The following is a 22,863-nucleotide window of genomic DNA, read 5'->3' as shown; positions in this document are numbered from 1 at the left end:
TTCACGCCTCTCTCTGTTCAGCCGGAGCCGGAGCCGGAGCCGGAGCCGCTGTCGCAGCGGCTGCGGATTGCGTCGGCTCCTCGATGGATGGCCGAGGCCCGTGCCGGTCACGCGGGAGCCGGATCCTGACCCGCAGCGCGGGAGCCCGAGCCAGGCCCAGTCCCGGCAGGGCCGCTCCGACGACTCGGACCACTTCGTCCCGCACCTGCTCCGGGCCGCCGTAGCCCACCTCTGCCAGCACTTTTACGCGTCGTCGCCGCACACTCACCCGGACCCGAACCACTCCGGCTACGGCGGTGGTCCGGTCCTGGACGACCCGGGCGGCGGCCGAGCGGTCGAGCGTCGCCCACAGTCGCGGCGCGGGCGCGGCCATTGTCAGGCCGCGCCGGTACCCCGGGATCAGGGCGCACCCCAGTAGCCATGCGCCGGTCAGCGCGGCCAGCACCCCGCCGACCCTGACCTTCGTGTCCGCCGGGCCGTGCGTCGACGCCCACTCGACCAGCCAGGTCCGCCAGGCGGCGGGCGTGCCGCCGAGCCGCACCGCGACGACGTCCACCAGGAGCAGCGCACAGCTGGTGGCTAGGACGGCCGCCGTCAGGGCTGCGGGAATCCGGCGCTGGGCCCGGATCCGACCGCCTGGGCCACCGCTCCGTATGGTGTGCTCTGCCCTGCGCACCGCCTCGTCTGCCCCGGAGGGCGCATCGTCCGAGGGCTCCCGGGTGGGCGGCAGCGGAATCACCGAGAGCGCATCGATCCGGATGTCCGCGTGCGGAACGGACAGGCCCGTCAGGGCCGCCGTCCGGGTCCGTGCCCGCTCCCGGATCCGCTCGGCCGCCTCATCCGCCCGTATCGGATACGGCAGCCGGATGCCGACCGTGACCCGCGCGGACGCGCCGCGCACCGAAGCGGAACCGCGGGTCACCGCGCCGCCGTCGGGCAGCGCCTCGGCCGCCGCCTGCTCGGCGATCCGCCGGACAGCGCGGGGAACCACCGTCGTCGTACCACGCTCGGCGGCGGGGACCGTCATGGCCGCCGCCCGGCCATCGTGTCCAGGAGCTCGCGGAGGCTGGTGCCCCGATCCACGAGGTGTCCGGCGAACCAGCCCACCGCGCCGAGCGACGCGACCACGAGGAAGGCACCGAACCCGCCGAACCAGCCCGCGAACCCCAGTGCCATGCCCGCAGCCGCCCCGTAGGCGCCCCGGCCCGGTGCACCGCCCGCCGGGCCGGACGCGTCGATCTTCCGCGTCACGTCGTCACGCCACGCGCGTCTCGGACGAGGCGGCCTCGTCGTCGTCCTCGGGCAGATGCACGTCGTTGACCGTCACATTGACCTCGACGACCTCAAGGCCCGTGGTGCGCTCCACCGCTGCGATGACGTTCTCGCGGACGTCGTGCGCCACATCGGTGATCGCGACCCCATACTCGACGACAAGGTCCAGGTCGATGGCGGTCTGCCGCTCGCCCACCTCGACCTTGACGCCCCGCCCGACGTTCGGCCGGCCGCCCGGCACCCGGTCGCGGACCGCGCCGAGGGTGCGGGAGAGGCCGCCGCCCATGTCGTAGACGCCCGGGATCTCGCGGGCCGCCATCCCCGCGATCTTCACAACGACGGTGTCCGCGATGGAGGTGCGGCCTCGCGTCGCCGCCGGCTCGGCTGCCCCGGTGGCCCCGCTGCCGACCGTGGTGGTCCCGCCCGCGGAGCCGCTCTGCTTCGTCGTGCCCGTCCGCGGAGCGGCTCCCGCGGGGGGAACGGTCGCTGCTGGCTGGATGGTGGTCATGGAAACTCCTCGCGTCTCGCTCGGCTCGTTCTGCCTGACATTTCGTTGGACACGCTGTGCGCTGGTTCGTCACGCGGATTCGCGGATATTTCCCGGAAGCAGGACGACGGCCGGCGGGCGCCGGGCGACGGCACACCGTGCGGTGCAGACAAAAGCTGCGTGAGCGCGTGACGTTCGGCCTCTCGGTGTGTCCAACGACGAGAAGCGGTCACGAGGGCACGCGCAGAGATGCGTGCGGGGTCGTGTGCCGGACGCGTACTCGGAAGCAGGAGCAGGCGTCGTGGAAATGAGCGGGGAAGGAGTTGGTCCGTGCCCGGCGACGGGAATCAGCTGACGGAGCGCGCGCCGGACGCCGCGCCGTCCGACGAGGCACTGTTGGTGGCGAGGGCAGGAGAGGGGGACGAGGAGGCCTTCGAGGTGCTTGTGCGCAGGCACAGCCCCGTGATGTTGCAACTGGCGATGCGGGTTCTCGGCGACCGGGCGGACGCTGAGGACGCCGTCCAGGACGCCTTCGTGAGTGCCTGGCGAAAACTCCCCGAGTTCCGCCGGGACGCCTCCTTCCACACATGGCTCTACCGCATCGTCACCAACCGCTGCCTCAACCGACTCAGAGCTCGCAGACCGGCGGCGGACCTCGACTCGGTGCCCGAGCAGGCCGCCCCCGAGCACCAGGCGTCCCCTGCCCGTGCGGTGGAGTCGCGGGCAGCCGTCGACGCGCTGGCCGAGGCGATGGCGGGACTCTCACCCGAACAGCGCGTGTGCTGGGTGCTGCGTGAGATGCAGGGACTGTCGTACGAGAGCATCGCGGGAACGGTCGGAATCAGTCTGCAGGCGGTCCGCGGCCGGGTCTTCCGGGCCCGCCGCTCCTTGACGGAGGCGATGAGCGCATGGCGATGAGCGCCAATCCGGACCGGCCGGAGGAGAGCCGGCATGAGGAGAGCCGATACGAGGAGGAGGACGAGCGGCTCGGTTGCGGGCGCCTGCTCACCGACGTCTGGGAGGCCTGGGACACCGGCCGCTCGGCGGAGAATCCGCACTTCGCCGAATGCACCTTCTGCTCGGCCGCCCTGGCAGACCTCACAGGCCTTGGCGACGCGGTACGCCGTACCTGTGAGCAGGAGCCCGGCACACCGGACACCACGGTCATCACGGCTCGTGTCATGGACCTCGTACGGCTCGAACTGCGTCCAGGACGCCCACTGCCGCTGGGAGAGCCGGGGGAGGACCACTGGATGGTCGAGTCCGCGGTCGCACGGATACTGCGGGCGGCGGTCGACAGCCTGCCCGGGGTGCGGGCCGGGAGCTGCCGTATCGCCCCACTCGACCCGGCGGACCCCACCGGAGAGCTGCACATTCGGGTCGAGGTGGCGGCGAGCCTCGGCCTGCCCATGCGGGACCTGGCGGACGCCGTGCGCGCACGGGTCGCCGAGGTCGCCGACCGGGACATCGGTATCCGCCTCGCGACCACCGACGTTCTCGTTGTCGACATCCTCGACGCGGTCGACACTCTCGACGTCTTCTACCAGGACGTCGGCCACCGTGCGTACAGCGACGGCGACGGAGATGACAGTACGGTCATCGGCGGTCACACGGACGGCTGGGCCGACGGACACGGGACGGGAGCAGCGCGATGACCGCGGACACACGTCGGGACCGGGTGGCCGGGGCTGCCGCCGAGGCCGCTCGCGGCGTGCAGGGCGTCGCGTTCCTGCGCCCCGGCATGGCGGACCTGCTACGCACCCGGATCGCCGAGCGCACCCCGCGCCGCGCCCCACTGACCGGGAACAGGACACCGGGAGTGCGGGTCGGCCGGGACGAGGGCGGCGGCTGGCACATCGACGTTCGGTTCGTCCTGTGCCGTGGTCACCGGGCGCTTGACGTCACCAGGGCCGTGCAGGCCGCAGTCGGCGCCGTGCTGCCGGAGGAGCCGGTGGTCTCACTGCGGATCACTGTGACGGGCGTCGTCTGAGGGGCGGCCGACGCTCCGGCCAGGCGGGTACCCCCGTTTCCCGCCCGGCCGGAGTGGTTGCCCGGTCGTCCCACCGGCGTGACGCCCGGTATCAGGCGCGCCACTCCGCGGAGCGCTCCTGCGATGCTTCCGAGAGGGCCTTCACGATGGCGTCGACGTCGCCCTGGCTGCCGTACACCGGCGTGCCGGGCTGCTGGCGCCAGGATTCGTCCAGGCCGCCGCTGTCGACGGTGTCGAAGCCCAATGCGTCGATGAGGTCGCGGACCGCCTGTTTGGCCTTCGGGTCGTCGCCCGCCACAGGGAGCGCCTGTCGGCCTGGAGTGCCCTGCGGGCGGCCCCGGTCCAGGATGTCCTGGGCGTACGTGCCGTTGAACGCCTTGACCACGGGGCGACCGATCTGCTGCTCCGTCCACCGGCTCTCGGGCAGTCCGTCCTCGATGGCGGCGATGCGGCCGTCGCGCTGCTGCGGGTAGTAATTGCCCGTGTCGATGACCGCGACGCCCTCCGACGCACCGTCGAGGAATCCGGCAGGCAGGTCGGGCACGGCCTTCAGCGGCACGGTGACGACGACTACCTGGGCGCCCCGCGCGGCCTCCGACGCGGGCACCGGCTTCGCCCCGGTCTCTTCGGCGAGGGCGGTGAGCGTCTGGGGGCCGCGGGAGTTGGCGACCGCGACCTCATGCCCCAGGGCGGTGAGACGTCGCGTCAGATTGCCGCCGATATTGCCCGCGCCGATGATGCCGATCTTCATGGATCCGACCTTCCGAAGCTCGCCGAGTGGAGAAGAGTGAACAGGAATGGGGAGGAGAGAAGTGATTCTGTCGCTTCACCAACTCCGGTGTGGGAGAAGCTATTCCCATGCCCGCGAAGGAATATCCGATCCGTTCCCGGACGTTGACGCTCGGTTTCGGTTGCGCCGGCCGAGGGTGGAGGAAGGGTTCGCGCTAGGCCATTTGAGTGTCCTTGTCGGCCGCTCGACCCGGACGGGGAAGGATGTCCCACCGCACCGATCTCCGCGGGTCCATTCTGGTCGCCGAGTCCACACGGGCCGTCGACCGAAGGAGCGTCGTAGTGACGACGAGGGGCATCTCGCAACCGGTGGAGACCGATACCGCCGACCAGGACGAAATGCCGGTACGGCGCGGCGAACCCGGCAACGTGGTCATCAAGTGGATGACCACCACGGACCACAAGACCATCGGCACGCTCTATCTCGTCACCTCCTTCGCGTTCTTCTGCGTGGGAGGACTCCTGGCGCTGGTGATGCGAGCCGAGCTGGCCCGGCCCGGCATCCAGCTGATCTCGAACGAGCAGTTCAACCAGGCGTTCACGATGCACGGCACGATCATGCTGCTGATGTTCGCGACGCCGCTGTTCGCCGGATTCGCGAACTGGATCATGCCGTTGCAGATCGGCGCGCCCGATGTGGCGTTCCCGCGGCTTAACATGTTCGCGTACTGGCTGTACCTCTTCGGTTCGCTCATCGCGGTGGCCGGCTTCCTCACCCCGCAGGGTGCGGCCGACTTCGGCTGGTTCGCCTACGCCCCGCTCAACGACGCGGTCCGTTCGCCGGGGATCGGCGCCGACATGTGGATCATGGGTCTGGCCTTCTCCGGCTTCGGCACGATCCTCGGCTCGGTCAACTTCATCACCACGATCATCTGCATGCGCGCACCCGGCATGACGATGTTCCGCATGCCGATCTTCGTCTGGAACGTCCTGCTGACCGGTGTTCTGGTCCTGCTGGCCTTCCCGGTCCTCGCCGCGGCCCTGCTGGCGCTGGAGGCCGACCGTAAGTTCGGTGCGCATGTCTTCGACGCGGCCAACGGCGGCGCTCTGTTGTGGCAGCACCTGTTCTGGTTCTTCGGCCACCCCGAGGTCTACATCATCGCCCTGCCGTTCTTCGGCATCGTCACAGAGATCTTCCCGGTCTTCAGCCGCAAGCCGGTCTTCGGCTATATCGGCCTGGTCGCGGCCACCATCGCTATCGCGGGCCTGTCCGCGACCGTGTGGGCGCACCACATGTTCGTCACGGGGGGTGTGCTGCTGCCGTTCTTCTCCTTCATGACCTTCCTCATCGCTGTGCCGACAGGCGTGAAGTTCTTCAACTGGATCGGCACCATGTGGAAGGGATCGCTCTCCATGGAGACCCCGATGCTCTGGGCCATCGGCTTTCTGGTTACCTTCCTGTTCGGCGGTCTGACCGGGATCATTCTCGCCTCACCACCCCTGGACTTCCACGTCTCCGACTCGTACTTCGTCGTCGCTCACTTCCACTACGTGGTATTCGGCACCGTGGTGTTCGCGATGTTCGCCGGATTCCATTTCTGGTGGCCGAAGTTCACCGGGAAGATGCTGGACGAACGGCTCGGGAAGATGACGTTCTGGACCCTCTTCGTCGGATTTCACGGGACGTTCCTCGTTCAGCACTGGCTCGGCGCCGAGGGCATGCCGCGTCGTTACGCGGACTATCTCGACGCCGACGGCTTCACCGCGCTGAACACGATCTCCACCATTTCCTCCTTCCTGCTGGGTCTGTCGATCCTGCCGTTCTTCTACAACATCTGGAAGACCGCCAAGTACGGCAGGAAGATCGAGGTCGACGACCCGTGGGGCTACGGCCGGTCCCTGGAATGGGCTACCTCCTGCCCGCCGCCGCGGCACAACTTCGTCACCCTGCCGCGGATCCGTTCCGAATCCCCGGCGTTCGACCTGCACCACCCGGCGGTCCGCTCTCTGGAGGAAGCCACCAATCGCCCCCAGGACTCCACGATCGTCGCCCCGGGGGACCGGCACGAGTGAATGCGACCCACGCCCTTGACGGAGCGGCGGGGTGGGAGAGGAGGACGGGGTGAAACCCGACGAGGACTGCGCCCGGGGCCTGGCGCAATTGGAAGGCTTTCTGCTGTGGAACGCCGAGGTCGAGAGGGCGCGGCGACAAGCGCGCCGCTTAACCGACCGGTTGCCCTGGTTGACCACAGCGCAGCGTGAGGACGTCGAGCGGGTGTTCATCGCCGAACGCGTCGTCGCTTCCCGGGAGTCGCTCACCCACATCCGGGACCGCGCGGACGAACTGCGCGAGGAGTACGCCGGGCGTTACGTCCGGCTCCGGGCCCGCTGCGTCGCCGTCTCGGCGGGCGCGGCGGGCGTGGCGATCTGCGTCGGCACGGCGCTGATGTTGGTTCTGCGCTGAGCCCGGCGGAATCCCGCCGGGCTCCGGTGCGGCCGCCGGTCGGCCGCACCGGACGGGCCCGGGCGCGCGAGCGGCGCCGGAACGGTCAGTGCCGTACCAGGCAGAAGGGGTGCCCGGCGGGGTCGGCGTACACACGCCACCCGCGCGCTTCGTCCCCGGCGTCGAGCAGGGATCCCCCGCACGCCAGAACCACCTCGTGCGCCCGTTCCTGGTCGGTGACGCCGAAGTCCAGGTGGAACTGCTGGGGCGGGTCCTGGCCGGGCCAGTCGGGCGCCCGGTGGTCGGCCACCCGCTGAAAGGCGAGGACGAGTCCACCGGGCGTGTGCAGCGTGGACCAGTCCGCGTCGCACGCCCATCTCCGGTCGGCGCGGTCGACCTCGCCCCCGAGCAATGACGCGTAGAAGCCGGCCAGTTCCTTCGGGTCCGGGCAGTCCAGTGCCACGCACTCCACCTGAGCGATCATGGCGGCATCCTAAGGGGTTTCGAGTGGACTCAGCGAGCCCCGAACACCTGTGTCCACACCGGACCGCCGCCCGAATTCTGCTTACCGACGCCGATCTCCTTGAAGGAACAGTTGAGGATGTTCGCGCGGTGTCCCGGACTGTCCATCCAGGACCGCATGACGTCGGCCGGGGTCTGCTGGCCCTTGGCGATGTTCTCGCCGTAGGTGGACCACCGATACCCCGCGGCGGTGATCCGGTCGCCTGGATCCCTGCCGTCCTGCGAGGTGTGTGAGAAGTAGTCCTCGGCCTCCATATCGGCGGAGTGCCGTTGCGCGGCTGTGTTGAGCTGATCGTTGACGGTCACCGGACCGCAGCCCTCCTTGGCCCGCTCGGCGTTGACCAGATCGGTGACCTGACCGGCTGTTCCCGCCGGTGCGGGCGGTGCGGGCGGTGCGGGCGCCGGCGGGTCCGGCTTCGGGGCCGGGGCGGCGGCGGTGGTGGTGGGCGCGGGTGGTGCCGGGGTGCTCTTCTCCGGCTTGGCCTTGGGCGTACGCGAGGGACTCGGTGTCGGGGAGGCGCTGGGCGACACGGACGCGGAGGCCGAGGAAGACGGGGACAACGTCGGTGAGGCCGAGGTGGGCGCCTGGGAGCGGGGGGCCGGAGCGTCGGCGGTGACGGTCGTCGCGTCCCGGTCGTCGTCGGTGTAGAGGTGCACCGCCGCGCCGCCCGTGCCGAGCGCGGCGACCGCGACCACGGCGGCTATGGCTGAGTTGCGACGGCGTCGTCGGGCCTGCACCCGTCTGCGTCCCGCGCGTCCCGCCCCGGTGCCGTGCGGGCCAGGACCGGGCACCTGGAGTTGCGCAGCGGTGGTGAGCAGTTCCGGAGCGGCCCCCGCTCCTGCCGCGGCCACCGGGACGAGTGCGAGACCCACCAACAGTCCTTCGGCGGGAACAAGCCCCGAGCGGTGCCCCGAGCACACCGTGCATTCGCGGGCGTGGCGGGCCAGCCGCTTGCGCCACAGGGCGGAGGGGACGCCGTCCCAGCCGACGGCGATGTCCTCCAGCAGCACGCACGGCGGTTCGGCCGCCAGCGCGCCCACCACGACCCTCGCCGCCTCCAGCTGGGCCTTCATCCGCTGCACCCGTACGGCGGTGTGCTGCGGGGAGAGTTCGAGGGCCGCGGCGACCTCGGCACGGGACAGGTGCCCGGCGGTCTCCAGCCACCACAGCGACAGCAGGGCGCGGTCGTCCTCGTCCAGCCAGCGTGTCGCCTCCGCTACCTGGCGACGCTGGCCGGTCAGGCCCAGCTCCAGGATCGTCACCTCGACGAAGTCCGCCCGGGGATCCGGCAGGTCGTACGCGGCGTCCAGCCGGTCCGCCGGTATCGCACCGGACTGTCTGTCACGCCAGTGCGCGCGTATCTCGTTCATGGCTATCGCCACCAGCCAGGAACGGAAACGCTCCGGGTCGCGCAGGTCGGGCAGGCCCCGGAGCATGCGCAGCACCGTCTCCTGCACCACGTCGTCCACGTCCGCATGACCGTCCAGCGCACGTCCGACGACGTTGTACAGCAGCGGCAGGTACGCCGAGACGAGCTGGTCCTTGGCCTGCTGGTCGCCGCTCTGCGCCGCCGGGATCAAGACCGTCGGGTGATCCTTGCCCATGCTGTACTCACTCTTCCGGGGTCCGGTGCTGTTACTTCCCACACTCGGGAGACGGGGTGCGGGCGGGACGATAACAAGAATCCGGCGGGCAACCCCGGGAATCTTCGCCGCCCCCCGCCCCGGGTCTCGTTCGGGACCCGTGGGTCCGTGTGCGCGGGGGGCGCGACGTACTCCGCGCACCGGGCCGTGCCACGGAATGCGATCCGTGGCACGGCCCGGTGCGCGGGACGGACGGCGGCCGTCCGGTCATCGGCGGGGCAGCTCAGGCGCGGGGCGGCCCGTCCTGGTCGCGGTCCGCCCCGAACTGCTGCTTGAGCCTGTCCTGACCGGTGTCTACGTGACTCTTGTACTTGCCCTTCGTACGGCCGTCGACCATGTCGCCGGCCTTGTCGATGCCCTTGCCGACATGCTCTTCGTGTCCCTTGAGCATCTTCTTGATCTTGTCCAGTGCGGACATGCGTCCTCCTCGTCGACTCTGCACCCCCCCATCTCAAGGGTCACCGCACCGGGCACCGCCCGCATCCGCGCCAAGGGACGACGAGGACGCCGACAGGTGGGACGGGGGTGGCCGGGAAGTGTGAAGCCGCGCCGACTGGGCACATACCGGTTGACCAGGAGGAGGTGGTGGCAATGGGCCGCATCCGAGTTGTCGTCCGTCGTCCCCCGCCCCCTACGGGGCCGCCGCCGCTGGATCTGCGCACCCCGTCCGGCCGCCCCCTGCCGTACTGACCCTCGGCGTTTCCCGCCCTTCGAGGCACCGGTGCGTTATACGCGTTACCGGTGGTCCGGGTGGGGGCCGCCATCGAGAGGGCCGTGCCGCCGTCCCCTGTCTTCGTACCGCGTCGCGGTCGGCCCCGACAGCGGTGCCAACTGCTCCACCAGGGCTTCCAGCTCCTCGACGGCGTACTCCGTCTCGCGGCGGATGTTCCTGTGCTCCGCGACGACTGCCCCGAGCAGCAGCGCGGTGAGCGCGACGCTTCCGTTGAGCAGGGAGAGATTGGCCATGATCTCCATCAGGCTGTGCCCCGCGAACGGCCCCACTCCATCCGTACCGGCGATGACGGCGAGCACCGAGACGACCAGGGCACACGGAGCGCTGCCGGGCAACTGGAAGCGCAGGGCCGCCCAGATGATCACCGGGAACACCAGGTAGATCATCGACAGCGAACTGCGCGTAGCGAGCAGCGACGACGCGACCACGACGACCGCGAGGACCGACGCCTCCAGCCATCGGTCGGACGGGCGGGGCCACCGCACCCCGCGCAGGACCAGCAGCACGGGGGTGACGACCAGGACCCCCATCGCGTCCCCCGCCCACCAGGACGACCAGACCAGCCAGAATCGTCCCGGCGGAACCTTGCCGTCGAGCAGCAGCGTGAAACTCCCGATGGCGGCGCTGATCAGCATCCCCGCGAACGCGCCGAGGAAGACCAGGCAGACCCCGTCCCGCAGCCGGATCAGCTCACTGCGGAAGCCGACCCTCCGCAACAGGGCGTACGAGGCGAGCGGGGCGACCGTGTTGCCGAACATGATGGCCAGACTGCTCACGGTGAACGCACCGCCGGTCTCGAGGACTGCGAGCAGCGCGCCCAGCGCGACGCCCGGCCAGACGCGGACGCCCAGACACAGCAGTGCGGCCAGGGCGATGCCGGTGGGCGGCCACAGGGGTGTGACGACCGCGCCGTCCACGACGACCTGCCGCATCAGCCCGAGATGCCCCGACAGGTAATAGGCGCCGGCCACGCCCAGGATCTGCGCCACGTACACGGCCCGACGTCTGGCTTCCTCGGTACGGATCACACCACTCATCAGACACCGGCCGCGATGGGACTCGGCAGGTGACACGCGCGGTACGGTCCGGCGTCACCGCGGCCCGCGGCCGGCGGCGGCATGCCGCAGGACCAGTACGGCGGCATCGTCCTCGTGCCCCGTCACCTCCGTCGCGCGCAGGACCTCGTCGGCCAGCTGCGCCGCGCCTGCCCCGACGTGCGCGGCGACCAGCTGCCGTACTCGCTCCAGGCCGTCCTCGATCAGCAGCGACGGCCCCTCGACGACCCCGTCGGTGAGCAAAACGATCGCCCCGTCGGAGTCGAGGGTGCGCCGGGTGACGGGATAGTCCTCGCCCGGCTCGATGCCCAACGGCAGGCCGCCCGGGTCCTCCGTGACGCCGGACCGTCCTTCCGTGGTGGCCCACACGCACGCCACGTGCCCGGCCCGCGCACTGTGCAGCTCCCAGGTCGTCGGGTCCAGTCGCATGAACGTGCACGTCGCGAAGAGGCCCGAGTCCACGGACACCAGCAGATCGTTCGTCCGGCCGAGGATCTCGCCCGGATCGGACGCCGTGCCCGCGATGGCCCGCATCGCGATACGGACCTGCCCCATGAAGGCGGCGGCCTCGACGTCGTGCCCCTGTACGTCGCCGATGGCGAAGCCGAGGGCCCCGTCCGCGAGCGGGAAACCGTCGTACCAGTCACCGCCGATGTCCAGACCGTGGCGGGCGGGCGCATAGCGCGCCGCGGACTGGAGACCGGGGACCGTGGGCAGGGCCGCCGGAAGCATGTCGCGCTGGAGCGCCTGCGCCAGTTCCACCCTGGCCTGGTGGAACTCCACCTCGCGCCGAGCGCGGGCAGTGAGATTCTGCAAGGTATTGAGCAGGTCTTCGGCGCTAGCTGAGCGGGGAGTCCGACGCCGGTTCATGTGCCGCTCCGCAGTGCGTTATGTCCCTGAATCATATGGCGGGCACCCCTGAGCGGCGACTGCGGGCGCTTCCGCGTACACGCGGCCCCGGGGGCGCTGCTCAGGACCGTCGGGCGCGATACAGATCGCGGAGCAGGGCGATCTCGGCACCGTGGTGCAGCACCTCCTGGTTGACCCACCAGACGATGTCGACGAAGGGATCCTCGGCGTCGCTGCCGTTCGGATACGTGCTGTACCCGACGGTGTCCAGGGCCCTGTCGTCGGCGGTGAGCAGGGCTGCGCGCCAGGCTGCGGACGCGGCCTCGAAGGCGGCAACCGCCGCGGCGGCGTCCCCCGGAGTGCGGTAGCCGTCGCGCGTGAGCGTCCTGCTGCCACAGGTGTGGTCGGCACGGAGAGTGAGCATTTCGGCGAGATGGCTCAGACGCCACGCGATGGTGGTGAACGGCGGAGGGAACGGATGCGGGGAGTCCGCCGAGTCCCGCCCCCAGTCGCCGGCTCCCGCCAGAACGGCCGCCCGCGCCCCGGGGGTGTCGCCGCGACGGCGTACGGACCAGCAGTCGGGCACGGGTTCCCAGAGGAGTTCGTCGTCGCCGAGAGGGGTGACGCCGATGTCGACGCCGTTGCCGCTGTCCATGACGGGACCGGCCAAGCGGGCGAGGAGCCGCTCACAGGCGAAGTCGAACTGCTCCAGCAGCGGGATCAGACGCGGTGGGAGGACCATCGGTGGAGCGTGTCACGCCAACCGGGCGGGCGCGCGCCCATTTCCGTAGGCCACCGTCCTGCTCGCCCGGACCCGCGGGATGCGGCGGACACTGGCCGGATGGACCCTCGTACCGAGCCGTTGTCAGTGCCCGGTGGGATGCTGCCCGCATGGACGAGCTGATGAGGCAGCGACGGGTGTACGGCACCGACCACGACGACCCCCGCCCCGGGCCGAGACCGGGGCACGACTACCGGGAGCTGGTCGGCGGCCCGCTCGACGGGCTGCTGCTCGACGTCACGGGCTGGGACGAGGCGGACCTGCGCGAGGGTGTCGGGCTGGTCACCGAGATCGGAGCCTACGGGCCCGGAGGACGCGCTGAGTACGGACCGCGGTCGCCGGACAGCCACCAGTGGGACTGGCGCGGCGACGTGCGGTAAAGGGGTGAAGGGTCGGGTGGTGATGGCAGGGGCGGCAGGAATCGAACCTGCGACATACGATTTTGGAGACCGCCGCTCTGGCCGCTGAGCTACGCCCCTTGGTTACGGGTGAACCCTGGCACGCGCGCGCCCGGACGCCAACAGATTTACGTGTGCGCGGCGTTGAACCCCGTCGCGCATACCGCCCCCTCGGCCGGCCAGGGCTCCGGACGCGGCGCGGCTCCTCCTCCGGGACGCCGGGCAAGCCGGGGAGGCGCTGCGGTCCGGTCCGGGCCGTCCGATAGGTTGGCCGGTCATGTGGGCTTTGAGCGCGGTCGGGCACCGTCGGCTGGGTGCGGCAGGATCGCTGGCGATCGTCGCCGGCGGCTGGTTCGCCGGAAAACTGCCGGTTCATGACCCCTGGGGCCTGTGGACCGACCACGGGTCCGCCACGAAGGCGGCGGCGGCCGTCCTCGCCTACGTCGGACTGACCGTGCTCGTCGTGGCCTGGTGGCAGTACGGCAAGACCGCCTCCACGGCCCGCGAGACCCTCGTCACCCTCGCCTGGTGGACGGCCCCGTTCCTGCTCGCGCCCCCGCTCTACAGTGCCGACGTCTACAGCTACATCGCTCAGGGCTCGATGGTCGTCGAAGGGCACGACGTCTACACCGTCGGCCCCTCTGCCCTGGACCCCGGCGGAATCGGCGGCGACGCCGCCGCGAGCGTCGGCAACCACTGGCGCGACACCCCGGCCCCGTACGGACCGCTCTTCCTGCTGCTCTCCGCGGCCGTCGCCTGGATCACCGGCGGTACGATCGTCCCCGCGGTCCTGGCGATGCGGCTCGTCGCGCTCGTCTCCCTCGCCTTGATCGTCTGGTCCCTGCGCCGCCTGGCGCGCGAACACGGCCGCAGCGAGAGCCGCGCTCTCTGGCTGGGAGCGCTCAACCCGCTGCTGCTGATGCACGTGGTCGGCGGCGTGCACAACGACGGGCTGATGATCGGCCTGATGCTCGCCGGCCTGGTGCTCGCGCTGCGCGGCAGGTGGATCGCGGGCAGTGCCCTGGTCGGCCTCGCCATGATGGTGAAGTCCCCGGCGGCCGTGGCACTCCTGTTCATCGGGGTTCTCGTGCACGCGTCCGCGACGGGCCCCCAGTGGCGCCGCTGGGTCAAGGGACTGCTCGCACCCGGCCTGATCGCCTGCGCGGTGGCCGGAGGGGCCACGCTGGTCAGCGGCACGGGATTCGGCTGGCTCCGCACCCAGGGCGTCGCCGCGAACATCCACACCGCGCTCTCCGTCACCAGCGACGTCGGCCTCGGACTGGGAGAGCTGGCCCAGTTGCTGCTGGGCGTCGACGCGGAACCCGTCAAGTCCGCCGTCCAGGCCCTGGGACTGGCGGTGGCGCTCGCTGTGATCGTCGTTCTGGCCCGCCGTGCGATGCGGGGCGGTATGACGCCGGCCCACGCCCTCGGCCTCTCCCTGCTCGTCCTGGTCGCCCTCTCGCCCATGGTCCAGCCCTGGTACCTGCTGTGGGGCATGGCCGTCGTCGCCGCGACCGAACAGTACGGCCGCCTCTCCGCCGTCCTGATCGTGCTCTCGGCGGCGCTGGTGTACGAGACCCACCCCATGGGCGCCACCCCGCCCTACGGATTCGTCCTGGCCGGCCTCGCCGCCGTACTTGGCACCCTCGCGCTCCGACGTACCCCCGTCGTGCCGCCCGGCGTCGGGCTGCCCGGCCAGCGGGGGTCCGCAGTCCGGGCGGGCTCGGAGGAGAACCAGGGCGCCTCCGCGTCCACCGCCTCGCCCGCCCCGGCGCCGCAGAGCGCTCCCTGAACACATCCTCTCGACGCCCGGCAAGATCATCGGCTATGCTGCGCGGGTCCTGTTGTCTCCGATAGAGGTGGACGTTGCGCATCTGAGGTCCGCGATCATCGCGCGGTACGGCCCTGGCCCGTACACGGTCACGACGCTGTCGGCATTTCTGCCGCCCGTGACTTCCGCGTGGATGCGACCTCGGTGCCGAGCCGTCCCTCACCTTCGCAGGACTGTTCTTCCCACCACCTTCCGGCCCCGGCCGGGTCGCCGCGTGCTGTTCGCATACGAAGCCCCCCGTTCCTCCCCGCTTCCGACTGCGAGAACCACATGAGCCATCCCACCGCGCCCAGCGCCTCCGTGACAGCCTCCAACCTCACCTTCCGGTGGCCCGACGGCACGAACCTCTTCGACGGGCTCTCCCTCACCGTCCCCCGGGGCCGCACCGGCCTGGCCGGAGCCAACGGCGCCGGCAAATCGACCCTGCTGCGCCTGTTCGCCGGACTGCTGCGCCCCTCGGAGGGCTCCGTCACCGTCGGAGGGAACCTTGCCTACCTGCCCCAGAACATCACCCTGGACACCTCCCTGCGCGTCGACGCGGCCCTCGGCATCGCCGAGCGGCGGGCCGCCCTGCGCGCCATCGAGTCCGGGGACGTACGGGAGGAGCACTTCGAGACGGTCGGCGACGACTGGGACGTCGAGGAGCGCGCTCTGGCCACTCTCGGCTCCCTCGGGCTCGGCGCCGTCGAACTGGACCGCACCGTCGGGCAGTTGTCCGGCGGGGAGACCGTCCTGCTGCGGCTGGCCGCGCTGCTCCTGGAACGCCCGGACGTCCTCCTCCTCGACGAGCCGACCAACAACCTGGACCTGTTCGCCCGCCGCAGGCTCTACGACGCCGTCGACTCCTGGCGCACCGGCATCCTGATCGTCGTCAGCCACGACCGGGACCTGCTGGAGCGGGTCGACCGCATCGCCGAACTGCGATCGGGCTCGGTCAGCTGGTACGGGGGCGGCTGGTCCGCCTACCAGGAGGCACTGGCCACCCAGCAGGAGGCCGCCGGGCGGATGCTGCGTGCTGCCGACGCCGACGTACGCCGTCAGCAGCGCGAACTGGAGGAGACCCGGATCAAGGTCGCCCGCCGTCAGCGCCACGACAAGAAGCTCGACGGCCAGCGGAAGGCCCCGCGCATCGTCGCCGGGGAACGCAAGCGCTCGGCCCAGGAGTCCGGGGACCGGCTGCGCGGCCTGCACGAGGACCGGCTCGACGAGGCCCGCGAGCGCAGGGAGGAAGCCGCCGAAGCCATGCGCCGGGACGCCGAGATCAAAGTGAGCCTGCCCCACACCGCGGTGCCCGCGGGCCGCACCGTCCTGACCGTACGGGACCTGAGCCTCCCCTACGGGCGGCTGCGCGAGGGCAGCCTCCAGGTGAAGGGGCCCGAACGCATCGCCCTGGTCGGCCGCAACGGGGCCGGCAAGACGACCCTGCTGCGGGCGCTCACCGGGGAGCTCGCGCCGATCACCGGGGAGGCCACGGCCGCGGTGCCGCTGAAGTTCCTTCCGCAGCGGCTGGACGTCCTCGACGACGCCCTGAGCGTCGCCGACAACGTCGCCCGCACCGCCCCGGGCACCACCGACAACCAGATCCGCTCCCAGCTCGCCCGGTTCCTCTTCAAGGGGGCCCGCGCGGAGCAGCCGGCGGGCACCCTCTCGGGCGGCGAACGCTTCCGGGCCGCCCTCGCGGCGACCATGCTCGCCGCCCCCGCCCCGCAGCTGCTTCTGCTGGACGAGCCGACGAACAACCTCGATCTGGCCAGCGTGCGGCAGCTGACGAGTGCCCTGGAGTCCTACGAGGGCGCGCTCGTCATCGCCTGCCACGATCTGCCCTTCCTGGATTCCGTGGGCATCACCCGCTGGATCCTGCTGGACGACGCACTGCGCGAGACCGACGCCGAGGAGGTCCGCGAGCTGCTCGGGAGCCCGCAGTCGACCCCGGCGGGCACGGCGTGACACCGACCGCACGATCGAAGAAGGAGGAGATCCGGATGGGCACCGACCTCGGCCCCTGTGTCGTACTGATCACCGGAGTGATGGCCGCGGGGAAGTCCACCGTCGCCCAGCTTTTGGCGGAGCGCCTGCCACGCGCGGTCCATGTGCGCGGTGACGTCTTCCGCCGCATGATCGTCTCCGGCCGGGCGGAGATGACACCCGACGAGGCGGAGGAGGCGCGGAGCCAGCTCGACCTCCGCCACCGGATCTCGGCACAGGTGGCCGACGCCTACGCGGACGACGGATGGACGGCCGTCGTCCAGGACATTGTCCTCGGCGAGGACCTGCCCCGCTACGTCGACAGGGTCCGCACCCGCCCGCTCCACGTCGTCGTGCTCGCCCCCTCACCCGCGACCGTGCGCGAGCGGGAGGAAACGCGAACCAAAACGGGGTACGGGGAGTGGACGGTCGAAGCGTTCGACGCGTACCTGCGGAGCGGGACGCCACGTATCGGCCTTTGGCTGGACACATCTGGCCAGACGCCCGAGGAGACGGTTTCGGCCATCCTCGACGGGCTGCGCGGTGCGGGAGGTTCAGGTGATGCGGCCTCTCAGGCGGCCTCGTAGTGGTGGGCCCGTCCGCCCCGCCACTCCACCCAGACCGGATTGTCGAGTATCCGGTCCGCTTCTTCGAGGCCGGCCTCGTTCAGGAACACGATCACGTCGTGGTCGCTGTGGGCCAGCCCGAGTATCTCGTCCCGGCCTTCGTAGTGCACGGTCACCCGGCGGCCGCCCGAGGGGGTCGGCCGGTGGATGACGATCGGGGGATTCGCCATGGGTCCACCCTGCGACGCGCCCCGCACCCTCGCATCCCCGGCCCGCCCCCTCCGACGGCGGGCAGAAGCCGCTCCTGAAAAGGCTTCCGTGCCCTCCCCGGGGGCCGGGGAGGGCTTCAGCACCCGGCGGTCGTGAGTTCCACCGTTGTGGTGACGCGCACCACGGAGGGCCTGCGCGGGGCGGAGCCGAACCCGAAGGCGACGGGCGGATCGAGCGGGGCGAGCCGCCCCAGACCCACCCCGTCCAGCACGGCGTTCGCGGCCACGACCGGCCGCAGCCCCCGCGCCCCGTACCACTCCCGCCGTCCCGGACCCGCGCGGCCCAGGGTGCGTACGCCGGGCATCAGCAGCCGGGCCGGCCCATCGCACAGCGCGGCCCAGAGCGGGCTGCGGGCGAGCGGGGCCGGTACGGCGGACAGCAGCAGGCCGAGGGCGGATCGGCGTCCCGTCCGCAGCCGCAGACGCAGCGGCCCCGCCTCGACGAGCCAGGTGTCGCCGGCGACGGTGACGGTCACGGGCACCACCTCGATCCGGTCGAAGCGGTACGTGGCGGCGACGAAGTCAGCGATCCGCCGGGACGGGGCCAGGAGGACCCGTACGCCGTCGGGATGCTCGACCATGACGTCGCTGAACGCCCCGAACGGCGAACGCGGCCAGTGGCCGACCACCAGCCGGGTACCCGAGGCGCTCCCCACACCGGCGATCCAGCCGTCGAACCGCAGTCGCTCACCTGTCACGCCCACCAGTCTCCTCCGTCACGGGCGGCGGGGGAGGACCGGCGACCGGCGCGGCGGGCCGCCATGAGGGCTACTCGAAGCGGGACGTGTCCCCGGCTCCGCGGCGTACGATCTCGGGCTCGTCGCCGGAGAAGTCGATGACCGTGGTCAGCTCGGTGCCGCAGTCGCCCGAGTCGATGACGGCGTCCACCTCGTGCTCCAGCCGCTCCTTGATCTCCCAGCCCTGCGTCAGCGGCTCCTCCTCGTCCGGCAGCAGCAGGGTGCTGGAGAGCAGCGGCTCGCCGAGCTCGGCGACCAGGGCCTGGGTCACGACGTGGTCGGGGATGCGCACGCCGACCGTCTTCTTCTTCGGGTGCAGCAACTGGCGGGGAACCTCCTTCGTCGCCGGGAGGATGAAGGTGTAGCTGCCGGGCGTCGCCGCCTTGACCGCCCGGAACACGTCGTTGTCCACACGCACGAACTGCGACAGCTGCGCGAAGTCGTGGCACACCAGCGTGAAGTGGTGCTTGTCGTCGAGGTTCCGGATCGACCGGATCCGGCCGAGGGCGTCACGGTTGCCCAACTGGCAGCCCAGGGCATAGCACGAGTCGGTCGGGTACGCGACGAGCGCACCGGACCGGATGCTGTCGACCACCGTGCTGATGGTGCGGGGCTGGGGATTTGCGGGGTGCACGTCGAAGTACTTGGCCATTCACCGAGCTTACGCGCTCGGGCCGGACCGGCGGAGCCCTGCGCCGGGAAGAGGGGGAGGCGGCCCGTCGTACGGCGGGCCGCCTCTTCTTCCGCTTCGCGCGGTGGAGTTCACCGCCGGGCAGGTCAGACCGCGGCGGCCCCCACCAGCTCGTCCAGCACGTCCTCCATGGTCACGAACCCGATGACCGTGCCCTTGTCCCCGGCGACCGCCGCGAGATGCGTACCGGCGGCACGCATCGCGGTGAGGGTGTCGTCGAGCGGGGTGTCGATCTCGACCCGGATGACGGGGTGGAGGGCGCTCGTGGGCAGCGCCTCGGTGCGCTCCGCGACGCCGAGGGCGTCCTTGATGTGGAAGTAGCCCAGCAACCCGTCGTCGGGCCCGGTGACCGGCAGCCGGGAGAAGCCCGAGGCGACGGCGGCCCGCTCCAGACCCTGCGGGGTGATGCCCAGGTCGACGGTGACGGTCCGGTTCAGCGGGACCAGCACCTCGCCGACCGGCCGGGTTCCGAGCTCCAGAGCGTCCCGCAGACGCTCCCCGTCGGCCGGGGCCAGCAGCCCGGCGTCGCTGGAGTCCTTGACCAGCCGTACGAGCTCGTCGTCGGTGAACACCGAGGCGACCTCGTCCTTGGGATCGACCTTGAGGAGCCGCAGGAGCATGTTGGCGAAGGCGTTGATGCCGAAGATGACCGGGCGCAGCGCCCGCGTCAGACCGACCAGGGGCGGCCCCAGCGCCAGCGCGGTGGCGACGGGGGCGGCGAGCGCGATGTTCTTCGGGATCATCTCGCCGATGAGCATGTGCAGATACGTCGCCAGCGTCAGCGCGATCACGAAGGCGATCGGGTGGACCAGCGCCTCCGGCACGCCGACCGCGTCGAACGGCGGCTCCAGCAGATGGGCGATGGCCGGTTCCGCGACGGCGCCCAGCACCAGCGAGGAGATGGTGATGCCGAGCTGAGCGGTGGCCATGGCGGCCGACAGGTGTTCGAGGCCCCACAGGGCGCTCTTCGCGCGTCGGCTGCCCCGTATGGCCTGCGGTTCGATCTGACTGCGGCGGACCGAGATGAGGGCGAACTCCGCGCCCACGAAGAACGCGTTGGTGAGGAGGGTGAGCGCGCCGATGGCGAGCTGGATGGCGGTCATCGGGCGTCCTCCTCCACGAGGGCCGGCGCCGGTGCGGGCGCGCTGATCCGGACCCGGTCGGCCCGGTGGTGCTCGATGTCGAGCACGTCGAACTGCCAGCCGTCGACCTCCACCCGGTCCGTACGGACCGGAATGCGGGCCAGCTGGTTGGCGAGAAGACCGGCGAGCGTCTCGTAGGGGCCTTCCGGCGCGCCGAAGCCGATCCGGTCGAGCTGGTCCAGCCTGATGCTTCCCTCGGCCTCCCAGACCGGGCGCCCGTCGCCGAGCGGCTCGACCGGTGCGAGGTCGGGGCGCTCGTGGGGGTCGTGCTCGTCGCGGACCTCGCCGACGACCTCCTCGACGATGTCCTCGACGGTGGCGACGCCCGCCGTACCGCCGTACTCGTCGATCACCACCGCCATCGTCCGGTGTTTGCGCAACTGCGCGAGCAGCCGGTCGACGGGCAGAGAGTCGGGTACGAGGAGCGGTTCGGTCGCCAGGGCCGTGACGGGGGTCCGGCCCCGCTCGGACTCGTCCAGGGCGAGTACATCGCGGATGTGGACCGTGCCGATGACCTCGTCCAGGCTGTCCCGGTAGACCGGGAACCGGGACAGGCCGGTGGCCAGCGTCAGGTTGGCGGCGTCGGCGGCGGTGGCGTGCGCCTCCAGCGCCCGGACGTCGACGCGCGGCGTCATCACGTTCTCGGCGGACAGCTCCGCCAGGTGCAGGGTGCGGACGAACAGCTCGGCCGAGTCCTGCTCGATGGCGCCCTCGCGGGCGGAGTGCTGAGCGAGCGCGATCAGTTCCTGCGGCGTACGGGCGGAGGCCAGCTCCTCGGCCGGCTCCAGGCCCAGGCGGCGCACGAAACGGTTCGCGGTGTTGTTGAGGTGCCGGATCAGCGGGGCGAAACAGGCCGTGAAGGCACGCTGCGGGGTCGAGACGACCTTGGCCACCGTGAGCGGGCTGGAGATCGCCCAGTTCTTCGGGACCAGCTCACCGATGACCATGAGGACCACCGTGGAGAAGGCCACACCGAGGAGCGTGGCGACCGTGGACACGGCGCCGGCCGGAAGTCCGGCGCCCTCCAGCGGGCCGCGCAGCAGCACCGCGAGGGACGGTTCGGCCAGCATGCCGATGACCAGGGAGGTCACGGTGATGCCGAGCTGGGCGCCGGAGAGCTGGAAGGTGAGCCGCTTGGCTGCCTTGAGCGCGCTCTCGGCACCACGCTCCCCGGCCTTCACCGCGCGTTCGAGCTCGCTGCGCTCGATGGTCGTGAGTGAGAACTCGGCCGCGACGAACACCGCGCAGGCCAGCGTCAGCGCGAGGGCGAGGAGAAGAAGGGCCACTTCGCTCACCGTGTCACCTCCGTCCCCTGGTGCGTGGGGTCAGGGATGACACGGTTCGTACTGGGAGGCTCACCCATTGCGGTGCGCAGCTCCTTCTCTGTTCGGGTCGTCGGGATCGACGGTGGAATGCGGGTGTGAACCCGCCCCATAGATAGTAAAGGGAACGCAAAGCAATGGGGAGTGGCGGGTGTCACACGGAGTGCCGCCCCGGGCGGCCACGGCATCCGGGATCTTGATGGCCGGAACTGTGCGTAGTGGTCATGTGCTGGGGAACCCCCTCGCTTCTTGGGAGGTTCTGCCGGGTGAGGCGGCTCACGCACCCTCGATCGACTCATCCGCAAAGATCGCTCTTCCGTAAAGATCACCCATCCGTAAAGATCGCCCAGACACAGAAGGAGCGGACGCCGCACATGGTGTTCAAGAAGTTGCTCGGAGCCCTCGGGGTCGGCGGACCCTCGGTCGACACCGTTCTGGAGCCCGGCCCCGTACTGCCCGGAGGCCTCCTCGCCGGAGAGGTCCGCCTGCGGGGCGGCGGATCGGACGTGACGGTCGACCGGATGTCGCTTCTCCTCGTCGCCCGGGTCGAAAGAGAGAACCAGGACGAGGAGCACGAGGGCACGGTCGTCCTCGAACGGTTCACCGTCGGTGGTGGGTTCCGGCTGGCGGAGGAGGCAGAGCACACGGTGCCGTTCACCGTCACCCTGCCGTGGGAGACACCGATCACCGAGCTCCACGGCCAGCACCTCGGCCCCGTCCTCGGTATCCGGACGGAGCTGGAGATCGCGGGAGCGCGGGACAAGGGCGACCTCGACGCGCTCGCGGTGGGACCGCTGCCCGTGCAGGAAGCGGTCCTGGAGGCCTTCGGGCAGCTCGGTTACGCGTTCAGGGCGGCCGACCTGGAGCTCGGACACATCCGGGGCACCGGTCAGCGGCTGCCTTGCTACCAGGAGATCGAGATCCTCCCGCCGGCCGGTCACGCGCACGCCGTCAACGAAATCGAGGTCACCTTCATCGCCGCGCCGGGCGGTCTGGAGGTCGTGATCGAGGCGGACAAGCGCGCCGGACTGTTCTCCGACGGACACGACACGGTCCACCGCTTCACCGTCTCGCACCACGCGGTCCCGCACACCGACTGGAACGCCCAGGTCGACGCCTGGCTGAAGGAGGTCATCGCCGGTCACGAGACCCGTGCGACGCCGCCCTCGGGCGCCGAACGCCGCGGTGACCAGCACGGGCCGGGTCCCGGCGCGGGGGCGGTGGTGGCCGGGGTCGCGGCGGGCGTGGCCGTCGGTGTCGGCGGCGGCATGGTCGCGGCCGAGGTCGTCGACGAGATCGGCGACGCCTTCGAGGGAGAGGGAGAGGAAGGCGACGAGGGCGCGGAGGGCTGACCCCTCCGTCAGCGTGGTCCGGCGCGGCGGGCGGTACGTCTTCCGCCCGCCGCGCTCACCCTCTCGGTGACTCCCTTCGATCAGC

At 71.1% G+C, this 22,863-nt stretch carries 25 protein-coding genes and 1 tRNA gene; 10 read left to right on the top strand and 16 right to left on the bottom strand.

All coding sequences use genetic code 11. The features are described 5' to 3' along the window. Position 1: 1 nt before the first annotated feature. From AB0F29_RS35005 to AB0F29_RS34995, 3 genes are read right to left on the bottom strand one after another with little or no spacing between them, the layout of a single operon-like run. On the bottom strand, positions 2-1,027 hold the full coding sequence (locus AB0F29_RS35005) for a DUF6286 domain-containing protein (protein ID WP_361881005.1): 1,026 nt from the start codon (positions 1,025-1,027) through the stop codon (positions 2-4). Further along, positions 1,024-1,251, bottom strand: coding sequence for a hypothetical protein (locus AB0F29_RS35000; RefSeq protein WP_361881002.1), 228 nt, complete (start codon positions 1,249-1,251; stop codon positions 1,024-1,026). Before AB0F29_RS35000 ends, AB0F29_RS35005 begins: the two co-directional genes overlap by 4 nt. Positions 1,252-1,255: 4 nt before the next feature. Then, on the bottom strand, positions 1,256-1,780 hold the full coding sequence (locus AB0F29_RS34995; RefSeq protein WP_361880999.1) for an Asp23/Gls24 family envelope stress response protein: 525 nt from the start codon (positions 1,778-1,780) through the stop codon (positions 1,256-1,258). A gap of 309 nt (positions 1,781-2,089) precedes the next feature. On the opposite strand from AB0F29_RS34995, the gene AB0F29_RS34990 reads away from it, so the two are divergent. The 3 genes from AB0F29_RS34990 to AB0F29_RS34980 are packed head-to-tail and all read left to right on the top strand — an operon-like array spanning position 2,090 to position 3,749. Continuing rightward, a complete protein-coding gene (locus tag AB0F29_RS34990; RefSeq protein ID WP_361880996.1) occupies positions 2,090-2,677 on the top strand; it encodes a sigma-70 family RNA polymerase sigma factor in 588 nt (195 codons plus the stop codon). Then, positions 2,668-3,414, top strand: a complete 747-nt coding sequence (locus tag AB0F29_RS34985) for a hypothetical protein (RefSeq protein WP_361880993.1) — start codon at positions 2,668-2,670, stop codon at positions 3,412-3,414. The genes AB0F29_RS34990 and AB0F29_RS34985 overlap by 10 nt, the downstream gene beginning before the upstream one ends. After that, positions 3,411-3,749 carry an Asp23/Gls24 family envelope stress response protein gene (locus AB0F29_RS34980; RefSeq protein ID WP_018962029.1) on the top strand — a complete coding sequence of 113 codons (339 nt, stop codon included), beginning with the start codon at positions 3,411-3,413 and terminating at the stop codon, positions 3,747-3,749. Before AB0F29_RS34985 ends, AB0F29_RS34980 begins: the two co-directional genes overlap by 4 nt. A gap of 91 nt (positions 3,750-3,840) precedes the next feature. On the opposite strand, the gene AB0F29_RS34975 is transcribed toward AB0F29_RS34980, so the two are convergent. Continuing rightward, positions 3,841-4,548 carry an NAD(P)-binding domain-containing protein gene (locus tag AB0F29_RS34975; protein WP_361881037.1) on the bottom strand — a complete coding sequence of 236 codons (708 nt, stop codon included), beginning with the start codon at positions 4,546-4,548 and terminating at the stop codon, positions 3,841-3,843. Between the two features lie 329 nt (positions 4,549-4,877). Here AB0F29_RS34975 and ctaD point away from each other — a divergent pair, with 329 nt between their 5' ends. Further along, positions 4,878-6,551 (top strand): cytochrome c oxidase subunit I, encoded by a 1,674-nt coding sequence (gene ctaD, locus AB0F29_RS34970; protein WP_361881034.1) that lies wholly within the window; start codon positions 4,878-4,880, stop codon positions 6,549-6,551. A 49-nt stretch (positions 6,552-6,600) separates the two neighbouring features. Continuing rightward, a complete protein-coding gene (locus tag AB0F29_RS34965; protein ID WP_361880990.1) occupies positions 6,601-6,942 on the top strand; it encodes a hypothetical protein in 342 nt (113 codons plus the stop codon). Between the two features lie 85 nt (positions 6,943-7,027). Here the strand turns inward: AB0F29_RS34965 and AB0F29_RS34960 are convergent, their stop codons facing one another. The 6 genes from AB0F29_RS34960 to AB0F29_RS34935 form a co-directional block, all read right to left on the bottom strand. Further along, the gene (locus AB0F29_RS34960) at positions 7,028-7,405 is read right to left on the bottom strand and encodes a VOC family protein (RefSeq protein WP_361880987.1); all 378 of its coding nucleotides are present in this window, start codon (positions 7,403-7,405) and stop codon (positions 7,028-7,030) included. Positions 7,406-7,434: 29 nt separating this feature from the next. Continuing rightward, complete coding sequence (locus AB0F29_RS34955) at positions 7,435-9,048, bottom strand: sigma-70 family RNA polymerase sigma factor (protein ID WP_361880984.1); 1,614 nt, start codon at positions 9,046-9,048, stop codon at positions 7,435-7,437. A 262-nt stretch (positions 9,049-9,310) separates the two neighbouring features. Then, on the bottom strand, positions 9,311-9,505 hold the full coding sequence (locus AB0F29_RS34950) for an antitoxin (protein ID WP_018961027.1): 195 nt from the start codon (positions 9,503-9,505) through the stop codon (positions 9,311-9,313). A 317-nt stretch (positions 9,506-9,822) separates the two neighbouring features. After that, complete coding sequence (locus AB0F29_RS34945) at positions 9,823-10,848, bottom strand: MASE1 domain-containing protein (RefSeq protein ID WP_361880981.1); 1,026 nt, start codon at positions 10,846-10,848, stop codon at positions 9,823-9,825. Positions 10,849-10,911: 63 nt separating this feature from the next. After that, positions 10,912-11,745, bottom strand: coding sequence for a PP2C family protein-serine/threonine phosphatase (locus AB0F29_RS34940; RefSeq protein ID WP_361880978.1), 834 nt, complete (start codon positions 11,743-11,745; stop codon positions 10,912-10,914). 100 nt (positions 11,746-11,845) lie between these two features. Then, positions 11,846-12,466: a DinB family protein gene (locus AB0F29_RS34935; protein WP_361880976.1), complete on the bottom strand. Its 621-nt coding sequence runs from the start codon at positions 12,464-12,466 to the stop codon at positions 11,846-11,848. A 149-nt stretch (positions 12,467-12,615) separates the two neighbouring features. Here AB0F29_RS34935 and AB0F29_RS34930 point away from each other — a divergent pair, with 149 nt between their 5' ends. Beyond that, the gene (locus tag AB0F29_RS34930; protein WP_018961023.1) at positions 12,616-12,885 is read left to right on the top strand and encodes a hypothetical protein; all 270 of its coding nucleotides are present in this window, start codon (positions 12,616-12,618) and stop codon (positions 12,883-12,885) included. A gap of 23 nt (positions 12,886-12,908) precedes the next feature. Here the strand turns inward: AB0F29_RS34930 and AB0F29_RS34925 are convergent. Then, a tRNA-Trp gene (locus tag AB0F29_RS34925) sits at positions 12,909-12,984 on the bottom strand. Between the two features lie 196 nt (positions 12,985-13,180). On the opposite strand from AB0F29_RS34925, the gene mptB reads away from it, so the two are divergent. The 3 genes from mptB to AB0F29_RS34910 all read left to right on the top strand — a co-directional run bounded on the left by mptB (position 13,181) and on the right by AB0F29_RS34910 (position 17,286). After that, positions 13,181-14,695, top strand: a complete 1,515-nt coding sequence (gene mptB / locus AB0F29_RS34920; protein WP_361880973.1) for a polyprenol phosphomannose-dependent alpha 1,6 mannosyltransferase MptB — start codon at positions 13,181-13,183, stop codon at positions 14,693-14,695. Between the two features lie 309 nt (positions 14,696-15,004). Next, positions 15,005-16,681, top strand: coding sequence for an ABC-F family ATP-binding cassette domain-containing protein (locus AB0F29_RS34915; protein ID WP_361880970.1), 1,677 nt, complete (start codon positions 15,005-15,007; stop codon positions 16,679-16,681). Between the two features lie 35 nt (positions 16,682-16,716). Beyond that, complete coding sequence (locus tag AB0F29_RS34910; RefSeq protein ID WP_361880967.1) at positions 16,717-17,286, top strand: AAA family ATPase; 570 nt, start codon at positions 16,717-16,719, stop codon at positions 17,284-17,286. Here AB0F29_RS34910 and AB0F29_RS34905 read toward each other — a convergent pair. The 5 genes from AB0F29_RS34905 to AB0F29_RS34885 all read right to left on the bottom strand — a co-directional run bounded on the left by AB0F29_RS34905 (position 17,271) and on the right by AB0F29_RS34885 (position 21,399). Further along, positions 17,271-17,495: a hypothetical protein gene (locus AB0F29_RS34905; protein WP_003964170.1), complete on the bottom strand. Its 225-nt coding sequence runs from the start codon at positions 17,493-17,495 to the stop codon at positions 17,271-17,273. The genes AB0F29_RS34910 and AB0F29_RS34905 overlap by 16 nt on opposite strands. A 116-nt stretch (positions 17,496-17,611) precedes the next feature. After that, the gene (locus AB0F29_RS34900) at positions 17,612-18,232 is read right to left on the bottom strand and encodes a hypothetical protein (protein ID WP_361880964.1); all 621 of its coding nucleotides are present in this window, start codon (positions 18,230-18,232) and stop codon (positions 17,612-17,614) included. A 70-nt stretch (positions 18,233-18,302) separates the two neighbouring features. Further along, positions 18,303-18,923, bottom strand: a complete 621-nt coding sequence (locus AB0F29_RS34895; RefSeq protein ID WP_018961017.1) for an L-threonylcarbamoyladenylate synthase — start codon at positions 18,921-18,923, stop codon at positions 18,303-18,305. A 125-nt stretch (positions 18,924-19,048) separates the two neighbouring features. Next, entirely contained in the window at positions 19,049-20,065 is a 1,017-nt protein-coding gene (locus AB0F29_RS34890) for a hemolysin family protein (protein WP_361880961.1), read from the bottom strand. Further along, a complete protein-coding gene (locus AB0F29_RS34885) occupies positions 20,062-21,399 on the bottom strand; it encodes a hemolysin family protein (RefSeq protein ID WP_361880958.1) in 1,338 nt (445 codons plus the stop codon). The genes AB0F29_RS34890 and AB0F29_RS34885 overlap by 4 nt, the downstream gene beginning before the upstream one ends. Before the next feature lie 401 nt (positions 21,400-21,800). On the opposite strand from AB0F29_RS34885, the gene AB0F29_RS34880 reads away from it, so the two are divergent. Continuing rightward, positions 21,801-22,778: a sporulation protein gene (locus AB0F29_RS34880; protein WP_361880955.1), complete on the top strand. Its 978-nt coding sequence runs from the start codon at positions 21,801-21,803 to the stop codon at positions 22,776-22,778. Positions 22,779-22,863: the final 85 nt, after the last annotated feature.

Origin of the sequence: Streptomyces sp. NPDC026589 (assembly GCF_040638385.1) — a bacterium.
Lineage (GTDB): Bacteria > Actinomycetota > Actinomycetes > Streptomycetales > Streptomycetaceae > Streptomyces.
This window is presented reverse-complemented; position numbering and strand designations above follow the sequence as displayed.